The organism is Streptomyces sp. NPDC002104 (genome assembly GCF_053593795.1).
The window spans coordinates 52905-73448 of record NZ_JBSFDF010000037.1 but is presented as its reverse complement, the minus strand read 5'-3'; the positions used below and the strand labels follow the sequence as shown (position 1 = coordinate 73448).

General features: G+C 73.1%; 21 protein-coding genes. 15 read left to right on the top strand and 6 right to left on the bottom strand.

Going from position 1 to position 20544, the window contains the following annotated elements; translation table 11 throughout:
• A partial coding sequence (locus ACWCP2_RS27025) for a DUF389 domain-containing protein (RefSeq protein WP_450911179.1) occupies nucleotides 1-1015 on the bottom strand: 1015 nt, incomplete at its 3' end.
• Between the two features lie 56 nt (nucleotides 1016-1071).
• A complete protein-coding gene (coaA, locus tag ACWCP2_RS27020) occupies nucleotides 1072-2001 on the bottom strand; it encodes a type I pantothenate kinase (RefSeq protein WP_450911181.1) in 930 nt (309 codons plus the stop codon).
• A 426-nt stretch (nucleotides 2002-2427) separates the two neighbouring features.
• On the opposite strand from coaA, the gene ACWCP2_RS27015 reads away from it, so the two are divergent.
• The 8 genes from ACWCP2_RS27015 (at nucleotide 2428) to ACWCP2_RS26980 (ending at nucleotide 10475) form a co-directional block, all read left to right on the top strand.
• Entirely contained in the window at nucleotides 2428-3216 is a 789-nt protein-coding gene (locus tag ACWCP2_RS27015) for a hypothetical protein (protein ID WP_450911178.1), read from the top strand.
• 110 nt (nucleotides 3217-3326) lie between these two features.
• The gene (gene glmS / locus ACWCP2_RS27010; protein ID WP_450911177.1) at nucleotides 3327-5177 is read left to right on the top strand and encodes a glutamine--fructose-6-phosphate transaminase (isomerizing); all 1851 of its coding nucleotides are present in this window, start codon (nucleotides 3327-3329) and stop codon (nucleotides 5175-5177) included.
• Between the two features lie 23 nt (nucleotides 5178-5200).
• Complete coding sequence (locus ACWCP2_RS27005; RefSeq protein ID WP_450911176.1) at nucleotides 5201-5569, top strand: holo-ACP synthase; 369 nt, start codon at nucleotides 5201-5203, stop codon at nucleotides 5567-5569.
• A gap of 26 nt (nucleotides 5570-5595) precedes the next feature.
• A complete protein-coding gene (locus ACWCP2_RS27000; RefSeq protein WP_450911175.1) occupies nucleotides 5596-6993 on the top strand; it encodes an NAD(P)H-hydrate dehydratase in 1398 nt (465 codons plus the stop codon).
• Between the two features lie 327 nt (nucleotides 6994-7320).
• Nucleotides 7321-8457 (top strand): alanine racemase, encoded by a 1137-nt coding sequence (alr, locus tag ACWCP2_RS26995; protein ID WP_450911174.1) that lies wholly within the window; start codon nucleotides 7321-7323, stop codon nucleotides 8455-8457.
• Nucleotides 8458-8476: 19 nt separating this feature from the next.
• Entirely contained in the window at nucleotides 8477-9622 is a 1146-nt protein-coding gene (locus tag ACWCP2_RS26990; protein WP_450911173.1) for an alpha/beta fold hydrolase, read from the top strand.
• The gene (gene tsaE, locus ACWCP2_RS26985) at nucleotides 9606-10130 is read left to right on the top strand and encodes a tRNA (adenosine(37)-N6)-threonylcarbamoyltransferase complex ATPase subunit type 1 TsaE (RefSeq protein WP_450911172.1); all 525 of its coding nucleotides are present in this window, start codon (nucleotides 9606-9608) and stop codon (nucleotides 10128-10130) included. Before ACWCP2_RS26990 ends, tsaE begins: the two co-directional genes overlap by 17 nt.
• A gap of 138 nt (nucleotides 10131-10268) precedes the next feature.
• Entirely contained in the window at nucleotides 10269-10475 is a 207-nt protein-coding gene (locus tag ACWCP2_RS26980; RefSeq protein ID WP_450911171.1) for a hypothetical protein, read from the top strand.
• Between the two features lie 97 nt (nucleotides 10476-10572).
• On the opposite strand, the gene ACWCP2_RS26975 is transcribed toward ACWCP2_RS26980, so the two are convergent.
• On the bottom strand, nucleotides 10573-11130 hold the full coding sequence (locus ACWCP2_RS26975; RefSeq protein WP_450911170.1) for a hypothetical protein: 558 nt from the start codon (nucleotides 11128-11130) through the stop codon (nucleotides 10573-10575).
• Nucleotides 11131-11269: 139 nt separating this feature from the next.
• Between ACWCP2_RS26975 and tsaB the strand changes: the two genes are divergently transcribed.
• From tsaB to ACWCP2_RS26950, 5 genes are read left to right on the top strand one after another with little or no spacing between them, the layout of a single operon-like run.
• Nucleotides 11270-11947: a tRNA (adenosine(37)-N6)-threonylcarbamoyltransferase complex dimerization subunit type 1 TsaB gene (gene tsaB / locus ACWCP2_RS26970; RefSeq protein ID WP_450911169.1), complete on the top strand. Its 678-nt coding sequence runs from the start codon at nucleotides 11270-11272 to the stop codon at nucleotides 11945-11947.
• The gene (gene rimI, locus ACWCP2_RS26965) at nucleotides 11944-12564 is read left to right on the top strand and encodes a ribosomal protein S18-alanine N-acetyltransferase (RefSeq protein ID WP_450911168.1); all 621 of its coding nucleotides are present in this window, start codon (nucleotides 11944-11946) and stop codon (nucleotides 12562-12564) included. The genes tsaB and rimI overlap by 4 nt, the downstream gene beginning before the upstream one ends.
• Nucleotides 12557-13714: a tRNA (adenosine(37)-N6)-threonylcarbamoyltransferase complex transferase subunit TsaD gene (gene tsaD / locus ACWCP2_RS26960; RefSeq protein WP_450911167.1), complete on the top strand. Its 1158-nt coding sequence runs from the start codon at nucleotides 12557-12559 to the stop codon at nucleotides 13712-13714. Before rimI ends, tsaD begins: the two co-directional genes overlap by 8 nt.
• A complete protein-coding gene (locus ACWCP2_RS26955; protein ID WP_450911166.1) occupies nucleotides 13711-13992 on the top strand; it encodes a hypothetical protein in 282 nt (93 codons plus the stop codon). Before tsaD ends, ACWCP2_RS26955 begins: the two co-directional genes overlap by 4 nt.
• A gap of 53 nt (nucleotides 13993-14045) precedes the next feature.
• Nucleotides 14046-14711 (top strand): hypothetical protein, encoded by a 666-nt coding sequence (locus ACWCP2_RS26950; RefSeq protein ID WP_450911165.1) that lies wholly within the window; start codon nucleotides 14046-14048, stop codon nucleotides 14709-14711.
• Here ACWCP2_RS26950 and ACWCP2_RS26945 read toward each other — a convergent pair.
• Nucleotides 14691-15869, bottom strand: a complete 1179-nt coding sequence (locus tag ACWCP2_RS26945) for a class I SAM-dependent methyltransferase (protein WP_450911164.1) — start codon at nucleotides 15867-15869, stop codon at nucleotides 14691-14693. The genes ACWCP2_RS26950 and ACWCP2_RS26945 overlap by 21 nt on opposite strands.
• 100 nt (nucleotides 15870-15969) lie before the next feature.
• Between ACWCP2_RS26945 and ACWCP2_RS26940 the strand changes: the two genes are divergently transcribed.
• Both ACWCP2_RS26940 and ACWCP2_RS26935 read left to right on the top strand, forming a co-directional pair.
• A complete protein-coding gene (locus ACWCP2_RS26940) occupies nucleotides 15970-16935 on the top strand; it encodes a polysaccharide deacetylase family protein (RefSeq protein WP_450911163.1) in 966 nt (321 codons plus the stop codon).
• A complete protein-coding gene (locus ACWCP2_RS26935) occupies nucleotides 16932-17834 on the top strand; it encodes a polysaccharide deacetylase family protein (protein ID WP_450911162.1) in 903 nt (300 codons plus the stop codon). Before ACWCP2_RS26940 ends, ACWCP2_RS26935 begins: the two co-directional genes overlap by 4 nt.
• Here ACWCP2_RS26935 and ACWCP2_RS26930 read toward each other — a convergent pair.
• Entirely contained in the window at nucleotides 17831-19246 is a 1416-nt protein-coding gene (locus tag ACWCP2_RS26930) for an FtsW/RodA/SpoVE family cell cycle protein (protein WP_450911161.1), read from the bottom strand. The two genes, ACWCP2_RS26935 and ACWCP2_RS26930, sit on opposite strands and share 4 nt — an antisense overlap.
• Nucleotides 19234-20490, bottom strand: coding sequence for an LCP family protein (locus ACWCP2_RS26925; protein ID WP_450911160.1), 1257 nt, complete (start codon nucleotides 20488-20490; stop codon nucleotides 19234-19236). Before ACWCP2_RS26925 ends, ACWCP2_RS26930 begins: the two co-directional genes overlap by 13 nt.
• Nucleotides 20491-20544 lie beyond the last annotated feature (54 nt).

Genomic DNA, 20544 nt, shown 5'->3' with positions numbered 1-20544 from the left:
CGCGGAGGCGGGCGCCGACCCGGGCGCCGAGCCGGGCTCGGAGGCGAGCGCCGAACCGGGCGCCGAGCCGGGCTCGGAAGCAGGCGCGGAAGCGGCCCCGCTGGGTGCGCCACAGGAGCTTCTGGGCGAGCAGGGTCAGGACACCGGCCAGCATGATGCCGAAGAGGTTCAGCAGCAGCTGCTTGATGGAGCCCGACATCTGGGCGAACTCGCCGTAGCCGAGCGCGACGGCCGCGTTGGCGGCCGCCGGGACGGTGGTCACCGAGATCGCGACGCCGACCAGGGCGCCGGACTTCGCCGAGGTCAGGGAGAGCACCCCGGCGATGCCGGCGAGTACCGCGACGACGAACGAGAACAGGTCCGGCTGCCAGATGAAGCTGGTGTTGGGGCGGGGCTTGTCGAGCATGTCGTGGTGGAACAGCCCGAGGGCGTCCATGGCCAGGCTGAAGGCGGTGGTGGCGACCATCGCGGCGGCGAAGCCCACGAGCAGGGCGATCAGCGAGCGCGCGGCCAGTCTGGGGGTGCGCTGCACCAGGCCGGTGCAGACGCCGGCGAGCGGGCCGAACTCCGGGCCGACGGCCATCGCGCCCACGATCAGGATGGCGTTGTCGAGGACCACACCGCAGGCGGCGATCATCGTCGCGACGATCATGAAGGCGCTGTAGGTGATGCTGAGGGTGGACTCTTCGTGGGTCGCCTCGCTCAACTGCTCCCACAGGACGGCGTCGGCGGCCTCGCCCGGAGCCTCCTCCTCGGCCCGGTCGGCGCGGTCCGACAGGGAGAGGTCGATGTTCTCGACGGCGATCGAGCCGTCCTTGTCGATGCCGAGCGCCCGGAGCTCCTGCAGGAGCTCGTCGCCCGCCTCGCGGGCGACGTCGCACAGCACGATGTCGCCCGCCGGGATGCGGGCGGCGCCGGGCAGCACGGCCAGATGGGTGGTGCCGACCGTCCCCTCGACGATCCGGACCACGGCGTCGGTCCGGTCCGACGGAATGATCATCCGTAGATGCAGCATGGCCGCACCCTAGCCTCCGGCGGCGGCCCGCGAACGCCCGAGGTTTCCCGTGGCGCTCAGAGCTTGCGCAGGCTCAGCTTCTGCACCTTGTGGTCCGGGCCCTTGCGGACGACGAGCGTGGCGCGGCCGCGGGTGGGGGCCACGTTCTCCAGCAGGTTGGGCTTGTTGATGGTCCGCCACATCGTCTGCGCGTACTCCAGCGCCTCCTCCTCGGAGACCTGGGTGTACTTGCGGAAGTAGGAGAAGGGGTTCTGGAACGCGGTCTCGCGCAGCTTGCGGAACCGGTTGAGGTACCAGCGCTCGATGTCCTCGGGGCGGGCGTCCACGTACACGCTGAAGTCGAAGTAGTCGGCGAGGCCGACCCGGGTGCGGCCGTCCTTGCCGGGCATGGCGGGCTGCAGGACGTTGAGCCCCTCGACGATCAGGATGTCGGGACGGCGTACGACGAGCCGCTCGTCGGGGACGATGTCGTAGATCAGGTGGGAGTAGACCGGTGCCGTGACCTCGTCCTTGCCCGCCTTGATGTCGGCGACGAAACGGGTCAGCGCGCGGCGGTCGTAGGACTCCGGGAAGCCCTTGCGGGCGGTCAGGCCGCGCCGCTCCAGCTCCTTCATCGGGTAGAGGAAGCCGTCGGTGGTGACCAGCTCCACGCGCGGGTGCTCCGGCCAGCGGGCCAGCAGGGCCTGGAGGAGACGGGCCACGGTGGACTTGCCCACGGCGACCGAGCCGGCGACCCCTATGACGAAGGGGGTGCCCGTCTGGGCGCCGTGGCCGTTGCCCGCGTCGCCGAGGAAGGTGTTGAGGGTGCCGCGCAGGTTGCTGGTGGCGCCGACGTACAGGTTGAGCAGGCGGGAGAGCGGCAGGTAGACGTCGCGGACCTCGTCGAGGTCGATGACGTCGCCCAGTCCGCGCAGCCGCTCGACCTCGTCGGCCGTCAGCGGGAGCGGGGTGCGCTCGCGCAGCGCGCTCCACTCGGCTCTGGTCAGGTCGACGTAGGGGGAGGCCTCGTGGCCCCGGCGGCGCGTGGGGTGCGCGGCGTGGTCGGGGTGCTGGGTCGGCTGGGCCTGCTGGCTCTGTGCAGGGTCCTCCGATCCGTCGGGGCGCTCCGTTGCGCGGTCCGGCGTGCTTCGTGGCGGCGAAGAGATCACACGGCCATTGTCACGGGTCGCGGGCCGCAGTGGGTGGTGTGGTCGGTCACGTGGAGCGGGGTCTTATGGCACGGGGTGGGCGGGGTTGTACGGGGGGCGGTATCGATTGGAGGGACGTGGGGTCTCGGCGGCATCACGATGCGTGAGGTGGCCGGTTAATCGGTGGGGTGCTGTCAGTGGGACCCCGTACGGTGTGGATCACCGCAGCCCAAGACGCCGATCCCGGTACCGGGACGCCTCGGCTGCCCTTTTCCGATTTGTCCCGTGGGGGGAACCATCGTGCGCAACGCGCTGCTCCGTCGTACCGTCCTGTCCGCATCCGCCGCGTCCCTGGCGCTGCTCGCCACCGCGTGCGGCGCCTCCGACAAGGGCGACGCGAAGGCGTCCGGACCTGCTTCCTCGTCCGCCTCCGCTCCGGCCGCACAGTCCGCCAAGGGCAAGTCCGACGCGGAGCTGGCGCCCCTGCTCGTCGCCCAGGCCGACCTGGCCGACCACGTCCTCAAGCCCGTCTCGGCGGAGGACGCCAAGGGGGGCGAGGCCTCCAAGAGCGACAAGCCCGAGTGCGTGCCGCTGGTCAAGGCCCAGTCCACGGCGGCCATCGGTACCGCCTCCGGCATCGCGCGGATCGCCGTCGTGGCCAAGGGCAAGGAGCCGGCAGCGGGCGCCAGCCCCGAGGAGAAGGTGAAGGCGGCGATGGACGCCCTCAAGGCGACCGCCACCTCCGTCACCCTGCAGTCGTACGACGGGAAGGGCGCGGCCGAGGCCTTCGGGCAGCTCAAGAGCGCGGCCGCGCCGTGCGCCGGCGGCTACACGGCCGACCAGGGCGGCGAGTCCGGCAAGATCACCAAGCTGACCCCGGCAGCGCCCGTGACCGGCGGCGACGAGGCCCTCGCCTACACCGTGGTGGGTGACGCCGACGGCGAGCCGTTCACGACCCAGCTGGTGGTCGTGCGCAAGGGCAACACCCTCGCCACCTTCTCCGCGATCAGCCTGGGCGGCGTGGCCGAGCAGCCGACCGCGGTCGTCGCCGCGCAGCTGAAGAAGCTCGGCTGACCGTTCGGCAGAACGCTCGACGGCCCCGCCCCGGCGCATTCGCCGGGGCGGGGTTTTTCGTCCGGTTCAGGTACCGGGCAGACGGCCAACTACGGCGTACCCTGCGGCTTATGTGCGGAATCGTGGGTTACGTGGGAGCGCAGTCGGCGCTCGATGTGGTCATTGCCGGACTCAAGCGGCTGGAGTACCGCGGCTACGACTCGGCGGGTGTCGCCGTGCTCGCCGACGGGGAACTCGCCGCCGTCAAGAAGGCCGGCAAGCTGGTCAATCTGGAGAAGGAGCTGGTCGGGCACCCACTGCCGGCCGGTTCCACCGGGCTCGGACACACCCGGTGGGCCACCCATGGGGGGCCCACCGACGTCAACGCCCACCCGCACCTCGACAATTCGGGGCGCGTGGCCGTCGTGCACAACGGGATCATCGAGAACTTCGCCGCGCTGCGGGCCGAGCTCGCCGAGCGCGGGCACCGGCTGGAGTCCGAGACGGACACCGAGGTCGTGGCGCACCTGCTGGCCGAGCGGTTCGAGGGCGCCGGCGGGGACCTGGCGGAGGCGATGCGGCAGGTGTGCCGGCGGCTCGACGGGGCCTTCACGCTGGTCGCCGTGCACGCGGACCAGCCGGACGTGGTGGTCGGCGCGCGCCGCAACTCCCCGCTCGTGGTCGGCGTGGGGGAGGACGAGAACTTCCTCGCCTCCGACGTGGCCGCCTTCATCGCCCACACCCGCTCCGCGATCGAGCTGGGCCAGGACCAGGTCGTCGAGCTGCGCCGGGACGGGGTCACGGTGACCAACTTCGACGGCACGGCCGCGGACGTGCGGGCCTACCACGTGGACTGGGACGCCTCCGCGGCCGAGAAGGGCGGCTACGACTACTTCATGCTCAAGGAGATCGCCGAGCAGCCGAAGGCCGTCGCCGACACCCTCCTGGGCCGGATCGACGCGAACGGCCTGCTGACCCTCGACGAGGTGCGCATCCCCGACTCGGTGCTGCGCGAGGTCGACAAGGTCGTGATCGTGGCGTGCGGTACGGCCTACCACGCGGGCATGATCGCGAAGCTGGCCATCGAGCACTGGACGCGCATCCCGTGCGAGACGGAGCTGGCCAGCGAGTTCCGCTACCGCGACCCGATCCTGGACCAGCGGACGCTGGTCATCGCGATCTCGCAGTCCGGCGAGACGATGGACACCCTGATGGCGCTGCGCCACGCCCGCGAGCAGGGCGCCAAGGTGCTGGCGGTCTGCAACACGAACGGCTCGACGATCCCGCGCGAGTCGGACGCCGTGCTGTACACGCACGCCGGGCCCGAGGTGGCCGTCGCCTCGACGAAGGCGTTCCTGACGCAGCTCGTGGCCTGCTATCTGGTCGCCCTCTACCTCGGGCAGGTCCGGGGCACGAAGTGGGGCGACGAGATCCGGTCGGTGATCCGGGAGCTGTCGGACATCGCCGCGGCGGTGGACACCGTACTGGAGACCATGGAGCCGGTACGGGAGCTGGCGCGCTCGCTCGCGGACAAGAACACCGTGCTGTTCCTGGGGCGGCACGTCGGCTACCCGGTGGCGCTGGAGGGGGCGCTCAAGCTCAAGGAGCTGGCGTACATGCACGCGGAGGGCTTCGCGGCGGGCGAGCTCAAGCACGGGCCGATCGCGCTCATCGAGAAGGACCTGCCGGTCGTGGTCGTCGTACCGTCGCCGCGCGGGCGCTCGGTGCTGCACGACAAGATCGTGTCGAACATCCAGGAGATCCGGGCGCGCGGGGCGCGGACCATCGTGATCGCCGAGGAGGGGGACGAGGCGGTGGTCCCGTACGCCGACCACCTCATCCGCATCCCGGCCACCCCCACGCTGCTCCAGCCGCTCGTGGCCACCGTGCCGCTGCAGGTGTTCGCGTGCGAGCTGGCGACGGCGCGCGGGAACGAGGTGGACCAGCCGCGTAACCTCGCCAAGTCGGTGACCGTGGAGTAGTTGGCTGGGCTGGAGCGGGTGTTGTGATTATCGGCGTGGGAATCGATGTGGCGGAGATCGAGCGGTTCGGAGCCGCCCTGGAGCGCACGCCGGGCCTGGCCGGGCGGCTGTTCCGCGACGCCGAGCTGACCCTGCCGGGCGGCGAGCGGCGCGGAACCGCCTCGCTCGCCGCCCGGTTCGCGGCCAAGGAGGCGCTCGCCAAGGCGCTCGGCGCGCCCGCCGGGCTGCTGTGGACCGACGCCGAGGTGTACGTGGAGGCCAGCGGGCAGCCGCGGCTGCGGGTGTCGGGGACGGTGGAGGCGCGGGCGCTGGCGCTGGGCGTGAAGTCCTGGCACATCTCGCTCAGCCACGACGCGGGCGTCGCCTCCGCGGTGGTGATCGCCGAGGGGTAGGGGCCCGCGTGGGGCAGGCTGGTGGCATGCGTACTGCTTACAGCGTGGAGACCGTACGGGCCGCCGAGCGCGAGCTGATGGCCCGGCTGCCCGAAGGCACCCTGATGCAGCGGGCGGCGGCCGGACTGGCCGCCGTCTGCGTGCGGTTGCTGCCCCGCGTGTACGGGGCCCGCGTGGTGCTGCTGGTCGGCCCGGGGGACAACGGCGGCGACGCCCTGTACGCGGGCGCGAAGCTGGCCCGGCGCGGGGCGGGGGTGACGGCCGTCGCGATGGATCCCGCCCGGGTGCACGCGGGCGGACTGGCCGCGCTGCGGGCCGCCGGCGGACGCCTGGAGACGGCCGTGCCCGAGCGGGCCGACCTGGTGCTCGACGGGCTGGTCGGCATCGGCGGCCGGGGCCCGCTGCGGCCGGCCGCGGCCGCGCTGGCGGCACGGATCCCGGCGGGCGCGGTGGTGGTCGCGGTGGACCTGCCGAGCGGGGTGGACGCGGACACCGGGGAGGTGGCCGGAGCGGCCGTGGCGGCGGACGTGACGGTGACCTTCGGGGCGTACAAGCCGGGGCTGCTGATCGACCCGGGGGCCTCGCGGGCGGGCGCCCTGCACCTGGTGGACATCGGGCTGGCCTTCGGGACCCCCGAGCTGCAGGCCCTGCAGCACGCCGACGTGGCGGGACTGCTGCCGGAGCCGACGGCGTCGAGCGACAAGTACCGGCGCGGCGTGCTCGGGATCGTCGCCGGCTCCGCGCGCTACCCGGGCGCCGCCGTGCTCGCCGTGGCGGGGGCGCTGCGGGGCGGCGCGGGCGCGGTGCGCTACGTGGGGCCGCCCGCGGCGGCGGACGCCGTACTGGCCCGGTACCCGGAGACGCTGATCGGGACCGGCCGGGTGCAGGCCTGGGTGGTCGGGCCGGGACTGGGCGACGAGGGCGCCGAGGAGGTGCGGGAGGCGCTGTCGCAGCCGGTGCCGGTGCTGGTGGACGCGGACGGGCTGCGCGGGCTGGACCCCGGGGAGCTGCGGGCCCGGGCGGCCCCGACCCTGCTGACCCCGCACGCGGGGGAGGCGGCGGCGCTGCTGGGGCTCTCGCGGGAGACGGTCGAGGCGGGGCGGCTGGAGGCCGTCCGGGCGCTCGCCGAGCGGTACGGGGCGGTGGCGCTGCTGAAGGGGTCGACGACCCTGATCGCCCCGGCCGGGCGCGGCCCCGTCCGGGTGAACCCCACCGGGACCCCGTGGCTGGCCACCGCCGGGAGCGGGGACGTGCTGTCCGGGCTGGCGGGGTCCCTGCTGGCGGCCGGACTGCCCGCCGCGGACGCCGGGCCGGTGGCGGCGTACCTCCACGGCCTGGCGGCCCGCCTCACGGGCGGCCCCCTCCTGGCCCACGAGATCGCCGAGGCCCTGCCGCGGGCGTGGCGCGATGTCACTGGCCGCTAGTTGAACCCGGGGCGCCCTGGTGCTCGGCCGTGGCCGGGTGCGGCCCCGTCGCCGGGGCCCCGGGTGCGGGCCGGTGGTCCGCACGTCCGGTGGCGGCGGGTTCGGGCCCGAGCGTGCGGCCCCGTCGCCGGGGGCTCCGCCCCCGGTCCCCGGGCCACCGCTCCGCCGCAGGCGGTGGCGGGGCTGGATGTGGCCGGCTGGGTGGCTCGGTGCGGGCCGTGTGACCGGGCGGGGCCCGAGGGCGGCGTCGGCAGGGTGCCCGGGCCGGGCAGGACATGGCCCCCGCCTGTTCGGCCTGTCCGGCGGGGCTCTGAGAGACTGTGGGGGATGAACGAGACAGCCGCGCGCGTGTACGCCGAGATCGATCTTGACGCCGTCCGGGCGAACGTACGGGCCCTGCGCGAGCGGGCACCCCGCTCCGCCCTGATGGCCGTCGTCAAGGCGGACGCCTACGGGCACGGGGCCGTGGCCTGCGCCAGGGCCGCCCAGGAGGCGGGTGCGAGCTGGCTCGGGACCGCCACGCCCGAGGAGGCCCTCGCGCTGCGCGCCGCCGGGCTCGAAGGGCCCGTCCTGTGCTGGCTGTGGACGCCCGGCGGACCCTGGCGGGAGGCCATCGAGGCCGGTATCGACGTCTCCGTCAGCGGGATGTGGGCCCTGGACGAGGTACGGGCGGCCGCCCGCGCCGCCGGACGGACGGCCAGGATCCAGCTCAAGGCCGACACGGGCCTCGGCCGCAACGGCTGCCAGCCCGCCGACTGGGAGGCCCTGGTCACCGAGGCCGTCGCCGCCCAGTCCGAGGGGACCGTCCGCGTCACCGGCGTCTGGTCGCACTTCGCCTGCGCCGACGAGCCCGGCCACCCCTCCGTCCAGCTCCAGCTGGCCGCCTTCCGCGACATGCTCGCCTACGCGGAGAAGGAGGGCGTCGAGCCCGAGGTCCGGCACATCGCCAACTCCCCGGCCACGCTCACCCTCCCCGAGTCCCACTTCGACCTCGTCCGCTGCGGCCTGGCCGTCTACGGGGTCTCGCCCGCGCCCGAGCTCGGCACCCCCGCCCAGCTCGGCCTGCGGCCCGCGATGGCGCTCAAGGCCACCGTCGCGCTGGTCAAGGCCGTCCCGGCCGGGCACGGCGTCAGCTACGGGCACCACTACGTCACCGAGCGGGAGACCAGCCTCGCGCTGATCCCGGCGGGTTACGCCGACGGCGTCCCGCGGCAGGCCTCCGGCCTCGGACCGGTGCTCGTCGGCGGCCGCATCCGTACCGTCGCCGGGCGCGTCGCCATGGACCAGTTCGTGGTCGACCTGGACGGTGACGAGGCCCGCGCCGGCGACGAGGCCGTCCTCTTCGGGGACGCGGAGCGCGGTGAACCCACCGCCGAGGACTGGGCTCAAGCGGCGCATACGATCGCCTATGAGATCGTCACCCGTATCGGGAGCCGGGTCCCCCGCGTGTACCGGGGCGGCTGAGTGAGCAAGGGGTGGCGGCGTGAGTGAGAACTGGCGCAAGGCGGGCTGGGCCGGCGCCGCCATTGGCGTGATAGCCGCCGGTGCGGCGGCCGGGGTCGCGGTCGAGCGGATCACCGTCGGCCGGGGCATGCGCATGAAGGCGCGCCTCGCGCTCGACGCGACCGCGGACTTCGGAGCCCTGCGCGGTGCCCCCGGCACCGCGCGGGCCGAGGACGGCACCGCGCTCTACTACGAGGTCGACGAGCTGCCCGAGGAGGGCCGGCGGCGCCGGCTGCTGCGCAAGGCCCCGCGCCGTCCGACCGTGGTGTTCTGCCACGGCTACTGCCTCTCCCAGGACTCCTGGCACTTCCAGCGCCTCGCCCTGCGCGGCCTGGTCCGGGCCGTCTACTGGGACCAGCGCAGCCACGGCCGCAGCGCGCGCGGCCTCTCCCAGGCCGCGGGCGAGCCGGTCACCTTCGAACAGCTCGGCCGCGACCTCAAGGCCGTCATCGACGCCGCAGCCCCCGAGGGCCCGCTGGTCCTGGTCGGCCATTCGATGGGCGGGATGACCATCATGGGCCTGGCCCAGGAGTGTCCCGAGCTCTTCCGCGACCGGGTGGCCGGGGTGGCGCTGGTCGGCACCTCCAGCGGCCGGCTGGACGAGGTCACGTACGGGCTGCCCGCCCTGGGCTTCTCGACCGTGCGGCGCCTGCTGCCCGGGGTGCTCAAGGCGCTGGGCTCCCAGGTGGAGCTGGTGGAGAAGGGCCGGCGGGCCACCGCGGATCTGTTCGCCGGCATGGTCAAGATGTACTCCTTCGCCTCGCGCGACGTCGATCCGGGCGTCTCCCGCTTCGCCGAACGGCTCATCGAGGCCACGCCCATCGACGTGGTCGCCGAGTTCTACCCGGCCTTCCAGTCGCACGACAAGACGGCCGCCCTCCAGCGGTTCGCGGACCTGCCCGTCACGATCATCGCCGGGGCCGGTGACATGGTCACCCCGCCCGATCACAGCGAGGCCATCAAGGAGGCGGTGCCCTCCGCGGAGCTGGTCGTCCTGGAAGGCGCCGGGCACCTGATGATGCTGGAGCAGCCGGACACCGTGAACCGGCTGCTCACCGAGCTCCTCGCGCGCACCGGGACGGTGCCCGCAGCGGCTAACGTTGGCGGGCATGGAAGAAGTACCTGACTCGGAAACGCACGTCACCGTCGGCTCGCCCGACGCCATGCAGGACCTCGGGCGCCGGATCGCCGCCCTGCTGCGCCCCGGAGACCTCGTCCTGCTGACGGGGGAGCTCGGCGCCGGGAAGACCACCCTGACCCGCGGCCTCGGCGAGGGCCTGGGCGTGCGCGGGGCCGTGACCTCGCCGACCTTCGTGATCGCCCGGGTCCACCCCTCGCTGACCGGCGGTCCGGCGCTGGTGCACGTGGACGCGTACCGGCTGGGCGGCGGCCTGGACGAGATGGAGGACCTGGACCTCGACGTCTCGCTGCCCGAGTCCGTCGTCGTCGTGGAGTGGGGCGACGGCAAGGTCGAGGAGCTGTCCGACGACCGGCTGCACGTGGTGATCCAACGGGCGGTCGGTCACGAGGAGGTCCTCGACGACGTGCGCGAGGTCCTGGTCCGCGGGATCGGCCCCCGCTGGTCCGCCGGGGCGGGCCTGGAGAGCCTCGCGGGAGTCCTGTCGCCGGAGTAGGCGCGGTGCGGCGCCGCGGGAAACGTTCCGACAAGTCGTCGGGAAGATATTGCGCGGGCGGTGGGGCGCGTGGTCACATGGTACCGAGGGCTGGTTAGGCGTACCTAAGTACGGGCCGGCCCCGGCCAGGAGGCAGCCATGTCGGCAAGAGGAGCAGCGGGCGTACCCCGTCCGTCCGCCGTGTCCATGGGGGCGCTGCTCGCCGCGGGCGCGGCCGCCAGCGCCGTGTCGACGCCGCCCGCGCGCGAGCACGCCCCGGAGCCCGGTCCCGTACGGGAAGGGGCGGCGGGCGGCGGGGGTGCGGAGGGTTGTGCCCAGGCCGCCGCGGAGTCCGAAGCGGCCTGAAGCGCCGTGAAGCGGCCTGACCCGGAGACCGCCGCACCGCTGGCGGGGTCCCTCTTACGGGTGAACTCGGCGTGTCGAGGCGGGCATGCCGGCCCGGTCAGGGAACGACGACGACCTTCGAGCCGATCGTCGCGAAGGCCCACATCGCGTCCCCGTCGGTGCGCAGCATGCGGACACCACCGGTCTTCTTGGCCGGATCGGGCGCCGGCAGGGTGTTGTCCACGCGGGCGCTGAAGCCGACGGTGACGCCCTGCGGGCTGGCGAACCGGACGACGTGCTCGATCGGCACTCCGTCCGAGCCGGTCACCTTGCCCGTGCGGCCGCTCACCGTGTAGGTGCCCGGCACCGGGTGCACCGTGCTCGGTACGACCGTGAAGGACTTCGGTGCCCCGGTGGGTCCCACCAGCCACACGCGCTTGGCGCTCAGCGCGTACACGACGCGGACCCCGGTGCCGGAGCCGGCCGGGAGGGCCGTCGCCTTCGCCGGGTCGGTCTTGGCCGGCCCCGAGTCGCTCGGAGCGGGCACCGGGCTCTGCGCGACGGCCTTCGGCGGGAGCGCGGGAGCGGAGGCGGAGGCCTGGTAGCCGAGGAAGCCGACGACGGCGAGCGCCCCGACGGTGAGCCCGGCCACGATTCCCGAGCTGCTGCGTGCCACCTTGCTCCACCTCTCCGCTTGGTCAGTCGAATTCGGTCAGTCGGACGATCACGACCTGACACCTGGTCCGAAGGTAGCAGCCGGGGTGCCCGCAGACCGGCCGCAAGGGCCGGGGCCCCCGGAGTCGTAGGCTGTTCGCGTGCTCTTGCTCGCTGTAGATACCGCCACGCCCGCCGTCACCGTCGCCCTGCACGACGGCGAGTCCGTCCTCGCCGAGTCGAACCAGGTCGACGCCCGCCGTCACGGGGAGCTCCTGCTGCCCTCCGTGGACAAGGTCCTCGCCGAGGCGGGGGTGAAGCTCGAAGCCGTCACCGGCATCGTCGTGGGGGTGGGCCCCGGCCCCTACACGGGGCTGCGCGTCGGCCTCGTCACCGCGTCCACCTTCGCCTCCGTCCTCGGCGTGCCCGTCCACGGGCTGTGCACGCTGGACGGCCTGGCCTACGCGGCCGGCGAGGCCGGGATCGAGGGGCCCTTCGTCGTCGCCACCGACGCCCGGCGCAAGGAGGTCTACTGGGCGCGCTACGAGGACCCCCGCACCCGGGCCGGCGAGCCCGCGGTGGACCGGCCGGCCGACATCGCCGAGCGCGTCGCGGGACTGCCCGCGGTCGGGCAGGGTGCGCGGCTGTACCCCGAGGTCTTCACCGACGCGCGGGCCCCCGAGCACCAGAGCGCCGCGGCCCTGGCCGCCCTGGCCGCGCGGCGGCTCGCGGCGGGGGAGCCCTTCGAGAACGCCGACGGGCGGCCGCCGGCCCCGCTCTACCTGCGCCGTCCCGACGCCGAGGTGCCCAAGAACTACAAGGTGGTCACCCCGAAGTGACAGCCACCTCAGCAGCCACCCCGGCGGTCGTCCTGCGCGAGATGCGCTGGTGGGACATCGAGCCCGTGCTGGAGCTGGAGCACGAGCTGTTCCCCGAGGACGCCTGGTCCGCCGGGATGTTCTGGTCCGAGCTCGCCCACGCCCGCGGCCCCGGCGCCACGCGCCGCTACGTCGTCGCGGAGGAGGCGGGGCGGCTGGTCGGCTACGCCGGGCTGGCCGCCGCCGGTGACCTGGCCGACGTACAGACCATCGCCGCGGCCCGCGACCAGTGGGGCACCGGGCTCGGTGCCCGGCTGCTGAGCGAGCTGCTGCGCGCCGCGACCGCCTTCGAGTGCGCCGAGGTGCTGCTGGAGGTGCGGGTCGACAACGTCCGGGCCCAGAAGCTCTACGCCCGCTTCGGCTTCGAGCCGATCGGCTTCCGGCGCGGCTACTACCAGCCCGGCAACGTGGACGCCCTCGTGATGCGGCGGCTCAGCGACCCCGCGGATCCCGCGGCCCCCGCGGACCCAGCCGACCCCGCCGACCTCGCGGACCCCGCCGACCTCGCGGACCTCGATTCCGCACTCCCCGACTCCGCACGTTCCGTACCCCTGCAAGGTGAGACGACCCATGGCTGACGAACCGCTCGTCCTCGGCATCGAGACCTCCTGCGACGAGACCGGCGTCGGCGTCGTCCGCGGCACCACGCTGCTCGCGGACGCCATCGCGTCGAGCGTCGACGAGCACGCCCGCTTCGGTGGGGTCGTGCCCGAGGTGGCCTCCCGCGCGCACCTGGAGGCGATGGTCCCCACCATCGAGCGCGCCCTGAAGGAGGCCGGGGTCAGCGCCCGCGACCTCGACGGCATCGCCGTCACCGCCGGCCCCGGCCTCGCCGGTGCCCTGCTGGTGGGCGTCTCCGCGGCGAAGGCCTACGCGTACGCGCTGGGCAAGCCGCTCTACGGGGTGAACCACCTGGCCTCGCACATCTGCGTCGACCAGCTGGAGCACGGGCCGCTGCCCGAGCCGACGATGGCGCTGCTGGTCTCCGGCGGGCACTCCTCGCTGCTGCTGGCCCCCGACATCACCTCCGACGTACGGCCGCTCGGCGCGACCATCGACGACGCGGCGGGCGAGGCCTTCGACAAGATCGCGCGGGTCCTGCAGCTGGGCTTCCCCGGCGGACCGGTCATCGACCGGCTCGCACGCGAGGGGGACCCGAAGGCGATCGCGTTCCCGCGCGGGCTGACCGGGCCGCGCGACGCCCCGTACGACTTCTCCTTCTCCGGGCTCAAGACCTCGGTCGCCCGCTGGATCGAGGCGAAGCGCAAGGCGGGCGAGGACGTGCCGGTGCGCGATGTGGCGGCCTCCTTCCAGGAAGCCGTGGTGGACGTGCTGACCCGCAAGGCGATCCGCGCGTGCAAGGACGAGGGCGTCGACCACCTGATGATCGGCGGCGGCGTCGCGGCCAACTCCCGGCTGCGCTCGCTGGCCCAGGAGCGGTGCGACGACGCGGGGATCATCCTGCGGGTGCCGCGGCCGAAGCTGTGCACGGACAACGGCGCGATGGTGGCGGCGCTGGGCGCGGAGATGGTCAAGCGCAACCGGGCCCCCTCGGACTGGGACCTGTCGGCGGACTCCTCGCTGCCGGTGACCGACCCGCATGTTCCCGGCCATTCCCACGGCCATTCTCACGGGGACGGCGAAGGCGGAGGGCACGGCCACGGGCACGGTCACGCACACGATCACGACCACGTGCACGAGCTGAGCAAGGACAACCTGTACTCGTGAGCACCGTCGCGCTGATGTGGGAGGCCCGGGCCGTGCCCGGGCGGTCCAACGAGCTGCTGGAGTGGGCCCGTTCGCGGATCCTGGCCCAAGACCCGGTGCGGCGCGAGGTGTTCAGCGCCCCTCAGGACCGGGTGCTCGTCATCACCTGGTGGGAGACCGCAGAGGGGATCGGCGCCGATCTGCCCGAACTCCCGGAGCCGGCGGCCGATTTGATCACGCGGGCGGTGCACCGCTGGCGCTTCGAATCGGTGGAGGTCGGGGGGACCGGCGGAGGCTGAGCCTCCGCTCGGCGGCCCTCCGGACGGCGTGGCGTGCGGATATGGTCATGCGCATGCCCCGCCGTGACCTGCCGCCGCCGCCCCCTCCCGCGCACCTGCGCGCCTGGCTCGACGCGAATGCCGTACGGGCCGACCGCGCCCGTTTCCTGGGGGAGCTCGGGCGGCGCAGCCTGGGGTACGGCCGGCTCCTGCTCCTGTGGGCGGTCTCGGGGGTCTTCGCCCTGGGGTGGTCCTTCGTCGGCATGGCCCTGATGGCCATCGAGACGCACGACCCGTTCGCGTACCTCTTCGGCCTGATCTTCGCCGTGCTCGGCGTGGGCGTGCTGATACCGGCCGGGTTCTGGTTCGCCTGGGGCGCCAAGCGGGACCGGCAGGTCCGCCGGCTGCTGTGCGCCTGGGCGGAACTGGACCGGGACCCGCCCGTGGACGCCACCGTGCGCGCGCCCGGGCGCAGCCTGGTCTGGCTGCTGGCCTCCTGCGCCCTGGGCGGGCTCGGACTCTGGGTGACCTTCGGCTCGGCGGCGACGGCCAGCCCCGGAGACGACACCTACGGAGAGGTCGCCTACACCATGGGCCTCGGCATGATCCTGTGGATCACCGCCCTGCTGGGCCTCGGCAAGGCGGGCGCGCACTACCGCTGGGCACTGCGGGTCTTCGGGCCGGGGGTGGGGGCCGGGGCCGAGGGACGCGGCCGGCCGTCAGGGGCGGGGCGTCGGTGAGCCGATCAGCATCGAGGGGGCGCCGGCGACGCGGGTCAGGAAGACCGTGGCGGAGTTCGGGCCCTGCGGCTTCACCTTCCTGCGCAGTTCCTCGGGCTCGATCGCGGAGCCGCGCTTCTTCACGGTGAGGATGCCGACCCCGCGCTCGCGCAGCAGCGCCTTGAGCTTCTTCAGCCCGAACGGCAGGACGTCGGTGATCTCGTACGAGGTCGCGTACGGGGTCTCGCGCAGCTCGTCGGCGGTGATGTACGCGATGGTCGGGTCGATCAGCCGGCCGCCCAGCTGCCCGGCGACCTCGGCGACGAGGTGGGCGCGGATCACGGCGCCGTCGGGCTCGTAGAGGTAGCGGCCGACGGGGCCGGCCTCGGGGTCGGGCAGCGGATCGGCGGTGGCCAGGGCGCGCGGGCCGGGCAGCAGGGTGGCGCGGATCTCGCCCGGGGCCGTCCCGAACCACAGCACGGCCTCCTTCACGTCCCCCTGGTCGGAGATCCACTCGGCCTGGGCCTCGGCGGGCACCGCCTCGTGCGGGATGCCGGGCGCGATCTTGATGGCGGCGATCTTGGCGGCGCGGGCGGTGGCGATCGCCCAGGACAGGGGCGGGGAGTAGGACTCCGGGTCGAAGATGCGGCCGCGCCCGCCCCGGCGGGCCGGGTCGATGAAGACGGCGTCGTAGCCCGTGGTGTCGACCTCCGTCACATCCGCTTCCCGGACCTCGATCAGGTCCGCCAGTCCGAGCGCCTCGGCATTGGCGCGGGCCACGGCGACGGTCAGCGGGTCGTGGTCCACCGCCAGCACGCGGATGCCGAGCCGGGCCAGGGCGAGGGCGTCGCCGCCGATCCCGCAGCAGAGGTCCGCGAGGCTCCGTACGCCCAGGGCGGCGAGCCGCTCGGCGCGGTACGAGGCCACCGAGGCGCGGGTGGCCATCTCCCCGCCGCCGGGGGTGAAGTACATCCGCCGGGCGTCCTCGGCCCCGAACTTCGCCACCGCGCGCTGCCGCAGCCGGGCCTGTCCGAGGGCGGCGGAGACCAGCGGGGCGGGGTGTTCGCGGCGCAGCCGGGTGGCGACGGCGAGCTCCTGGGCGGGGTCGTAGTCGCGGAGCGAATCGAGGAGGGCGTGGCCCTCGGGGGCGAGGAGCGCGGCGAAGTCTTCGGGGGTCACGGGTCCATTGTCGGCCACCGTGGGCCACTCGGAGGAAGGTCGGATTCCCCTCGCGGTGTCGTCCCGGGCGCGTGCGTGAAGGGTGTAAGGATCCCCAGCTATGCAGCTAGTCCGACAAAAGGAACATAAGACGCTACACGGTCACCGGATCGCGGCAGTCGCGCGCGGCCGGCTGGGTACGGCCGCGATGGCCGCACTGCTCCTCGCCGCACTCGGCACGGGTTGCTCGGCCGGCGGCTCCGACGCGCCGGACAAGGCCGCGAAGGCGAAGGCCGCCGCCGGCGCCGCCGGGGAACAGGCCGGCGCGGCCGGCGCGCTCGGCGGCTACGCCGAGCAGCTGAAGGCCCTCCAGCAGGCGCGGATCGTCGCGGCGAAGAAGTGGGGGCTGAAGAAGCCGCCGCTCGTCGCCCCGCAGGCGCCGAAGCAGAAGCCGGAGATCACCACCCGTGACGGCTTCGAGGTCGAGGGCCAGGACGAGCTGCCCCCCGTCTTCACCACCGTCCCCACGGAGGAGAAGGTCGTCTTCCTGACGATCGACGACGGCGCCGAGAAGGACCCCGAGTTCCTGAAGATGATGCAGGAGCTGAAGCTCCCCTACACCGCCTTCCTCAGCGACTACCTGGTGCGGGACAACTACCCGTACTTCAAGGAGATGCAGGCGGCGGGCGTCACCCTCAACAACCACACGCTCAACCACCGCTACATGCCGGCGCTCTCCTACGACAAGCAGCGCGAGGAGATCTGCGGGCAGCAGGACACCATCGAGAAGACCTTCGGCAAGCGCCCCACGCTCTTCCGCCCGCCGTACGGGAACTACAACGAGGACACGCTGCGCGCGGCGAAGTCCTGCGGGATCAAGGCCGTTCCGCTGTGGAACGAGGAGGCCTTCCCGAACCGGATGGACTGGCGGGAGTGGGACAAGGACCTGCACCCCGGTGACATCATCCTGACCCACTTCCGGGGCAAGGAGGACTGGAAGGGCAGCATGACTGACATGATCCGTCATGTCATGAAGACCGTCACGGACAAGGGGTACGCCGTGGCTCGCCTGGAGGACTACTTGTGAAGCACGCGCGCCGGTTCGTGGCCGGAACGCTGACGGCCGGCGCGCTCGCGCTGTCCCTGACGGGGTGCGGGGACGGCGCGGACCCCATCGAACGGATGGGGCCCAGGACCACGGAGGCCGGGGTGACCCCGTCGCCCTCGGGGGCGGCCTCCCCCTCCGCCCCGGGCCGGGGACCGGCGGACGAGGCGTACAAGAAGTGGGGCCTCAGCGGCCCCCTCCAGTACGCGCCCAAGCCCGCCGTCCCGCCCCGGATCCCGCCGGCCAAGGCGGGCCGGGTCCAGGTCATCGACCGGATACCCGTCCCGGCGGACGACAAGGTCGTCTTCCTGACCTTCGACGACGGCGCGGAGAAGAACCCCGAGTTCCTGAAGATGGCCGCCGATCTGAAGCTGCCGATCAGCATGTTCCTGACGGACGACATCGCCTCGTCGGACTACGGCCACTTCGAGAAGCTCCGCGACAACGGCTCCGGCAGCACGGTGAACAACCACACGCTGACGCACCCGAATCTGCGCACCCTGTCCTTCGAGGCGCAGAAGAAGGAGATATGCGGGCAGCAGGAACGCCTGGAGAAGCGATTCGGCACGAAGCCGACCCGCTTCCGCCCGCCGTACGGCAACTACAACGACGACACCCTGCGGGCCGCGCACGAGTGCGGGATAGCGCAGCTCCTGCTGTGGCGGGTGTCGATGCAGATCAACAACTTCCAGTACGCCGAGGGCTCCGCCCTCAAACCGGGTGACATCATCCTGGCCCACTTCCGCGGCCCCTCCGAGCTCAAGGGCGCGACGGAGATCCAGATGGCGACCCGGATGCTCCAGCGGATACAGGAGCAGGGCTACCGGATAGGGCGGCTGGAGGACTACCTCGACCTCCCGACGCCCCCGCCGGCCCCTTAAGGACCGGCTCCCGGGCCCGCTGCCGCCATCGCCGGGGTGATCGTCGTTTCCGCCGGGCCCCGGGCGTCCGCCTCGCGTTGCCGCTCGGTGCTGTCGGAGATGCGCAGCAGCAGCGCGATCATGATCCAGTTGGCCAGCAGGGACGAACCGCCCGCGGCCAGGAACGGCAGGGCCTTGCCCGTCAGCGGGATCAGCCCCGTGACGCCGCCCGCCACGATGAAGACCTGCAGGGCCAGCGCGGACGACAGACCCACCGCCAGCAGCTTGCCGAAGGGGTCGCGGGCGCCGAGCGCCATCCGCAGCCCGCGCTGCACGAGGAGCGCGTAGAGGATCAGGACGGCCATGACCCCGGCCAGGCCGAGCTCCTCGCCCACCGTCGTCAGGATGAAGTCGCTGCGGCCCGCGAATTTGATCAGCTCGGGATGGCCCAGGCCGAGGCCCGTGCCGGAGATGCCGCCCGTGCCGAAGCTGAACAGCGCCTGCGCCGACTGGTCCGAGACCACGCCCGGCGGCCGGTCCTTCCAGTAGTACGACAGCGGGTTCAGCCAGGAGGCCACGCGTGCCTTCACGTGCGGCTCCGTGGTGCCCACGACGAAGGCGCCCGCCGAGGCGAGGACCAGCCCGCAGACGATCCAGCTCGTGCGTTCCGTGGCCACGTAGAGCATGACCACGAAGACGCCGAAGAAGAGCAGCGAGGTGCCGAGGTCGCGCTCGAAGACCAGCACGAGCAGCGAGATGATCCACACCGTGATGAGGGGGCCGAGCTGGCGCATCGGCGGCAGCCGCATGCCGAGGAACTTGCGGCCCGACAGGGCGAGGGCGTCGCGGTGGATCACCAGATAGCCCGCGAAGAACACCGCGATCATGATCTTCACGAACTCGCCGGGCTGCACCGAGAGCCCGCCGAACTTGATCCAGCGCTTCGCCCCGTAGGTGTCCGCGCCGAAGAACGCCGGCGCGATCAGCGCCACCAGCGCCACGGCCATCGTGATGTAGATGAACCGCTGCAGCAGCCGGTGGTCGCGCAGGAACGCCAGCACCGCGATGCAGGCCGCGACGCCGACCACCGTCCACATCAGCTGGCCGGGAGCCGTCGCCGGGGAGTTGTACCGCTCCAGGTATCCCTGGTCGAGGCGGTGCAGCAGCACCAGCCCCAGCCCGGTCAGCAGCAGGGCCAGCGGGAAGATCAGCGGATCCGCGTACGCCGCGAACCGGCGGATGGCCAGGTGCCCCACCAGGGCGAGCAGCGTCAGGCTGATCACGAAGCCGGTGAGGCCGGCCGGCAGCTCGTCGTTCATCGCGAGGCCGGCGGCGATGTGGCCGGAAATGGTCACCGCGAGGACCAGGAGCAGCAGCAGTGCTTCCGTACGGCGGCGCGCACCCGCCGTGGTCAGGGGCTTCAGTCCACGCACGGGACGCCGCCGCCGTCGATGGCGGGGGTTCCGCTGCCGCTCCGGGACGGTGAGGGGGCGGGGGCCGGTGCGGAGCCCGCGGAGCTCCGCGGTGCGGCGGGCGTGCCCGGTGAGGAGGGAGCGGTGCCAGGCGCGCTCGGGCTCGCAGTGGCCCCGGGCCCGATCCGCTCGGCTATGAACCGCTTTATCTTCATATCGTCTACGACGTTTATCTCGGCGCCATGGTTCCGGCCGAAGCCTTCGATGGGAAGGGTCACAAACTCCACGTTGCCCCCGGACAGGTTCTTCGCCTGCTTCACGAACGACAGCAGGTCCCATCCCCGGTCGGTCACCACGTCCTGCTTCGCCGAGTCGATCAGCTTCAGCAGCTTCACCGGATCGGTGAAGGTCCCGGCCTGGTTCAGCTTGTGGGTGGCCCCCGCCAGGAACGCCTGCTGCCGCCTCGTCCGGTCCAGGTCGCCCCCGTCCAGCCCGTGCCGCTGCCGTACGAAGGCCAGCGACTGCTGCCCGTCCAACGTCTGGCGCCCCGCCGGGAAGTCGGCCCCCGAGTAGCCGTCCTTCGCCGGCTTCCTCAGGCACACCGGTACACCGCCCAGGGCGTCGGCCAGGTGGTAGAAACCGGCCAGGTTCAGCTCGGCGAAGTGGTCGACCGGCACGCCCAGGAAGGTGCGCACCGTGTCGATCTCCGCCGTGCGGCCCGCCTCGCGCCCCTCGCGCTCCAGCCGTCCCCGGTCCTTGACCCCCTGGGCGGTGAGCCGGTCCTCGGTCGCGGCCTTCGCCCGCCCGTACGCCTCCTTGATCTTGGCCTTGCCGGTGAAACCGGGCACCCCGCGCAGCTCGACGAAGTCGTCGCGCGGCACAGAGAAGGCCTTCGCCCTGCCCCCGTCGCCGGGGACGTGCAGCAGGATCAGGGTGTTGGTGTTGTAGCCGCCGACCTCGGAGCTCGCGCCCGCGTGCAGCTTGTCGAGCACCTCCGGGGGGAGGTCCCGGCCGTCCTGGTCCCGGCGGCTGTCCAGACCCATCAGCAGGATGTTCACATCGCCGTGCTCCGACTTCTCGGCCCCGTCCAGGGCCTTGGAGCTGCCGATGCTGGAGGCGAGGTCGTCGTACAGGTACCAGGCGCCCGCCCCGGCGAGCACCAGCAGGGCGCAGCCGGACGCCAGCAGGGTGCGGGTGAGCCTGCGGCGGCGGGACACGGGCATCGGCGGCTGTCGTTTCCGCGGCTTCCTGCGGTGGGCGCTCATGCCTGTCGATGCTGGGGGAGCGGTGCTGAAAGAAGTCTGAGGGTCCTGAAACCG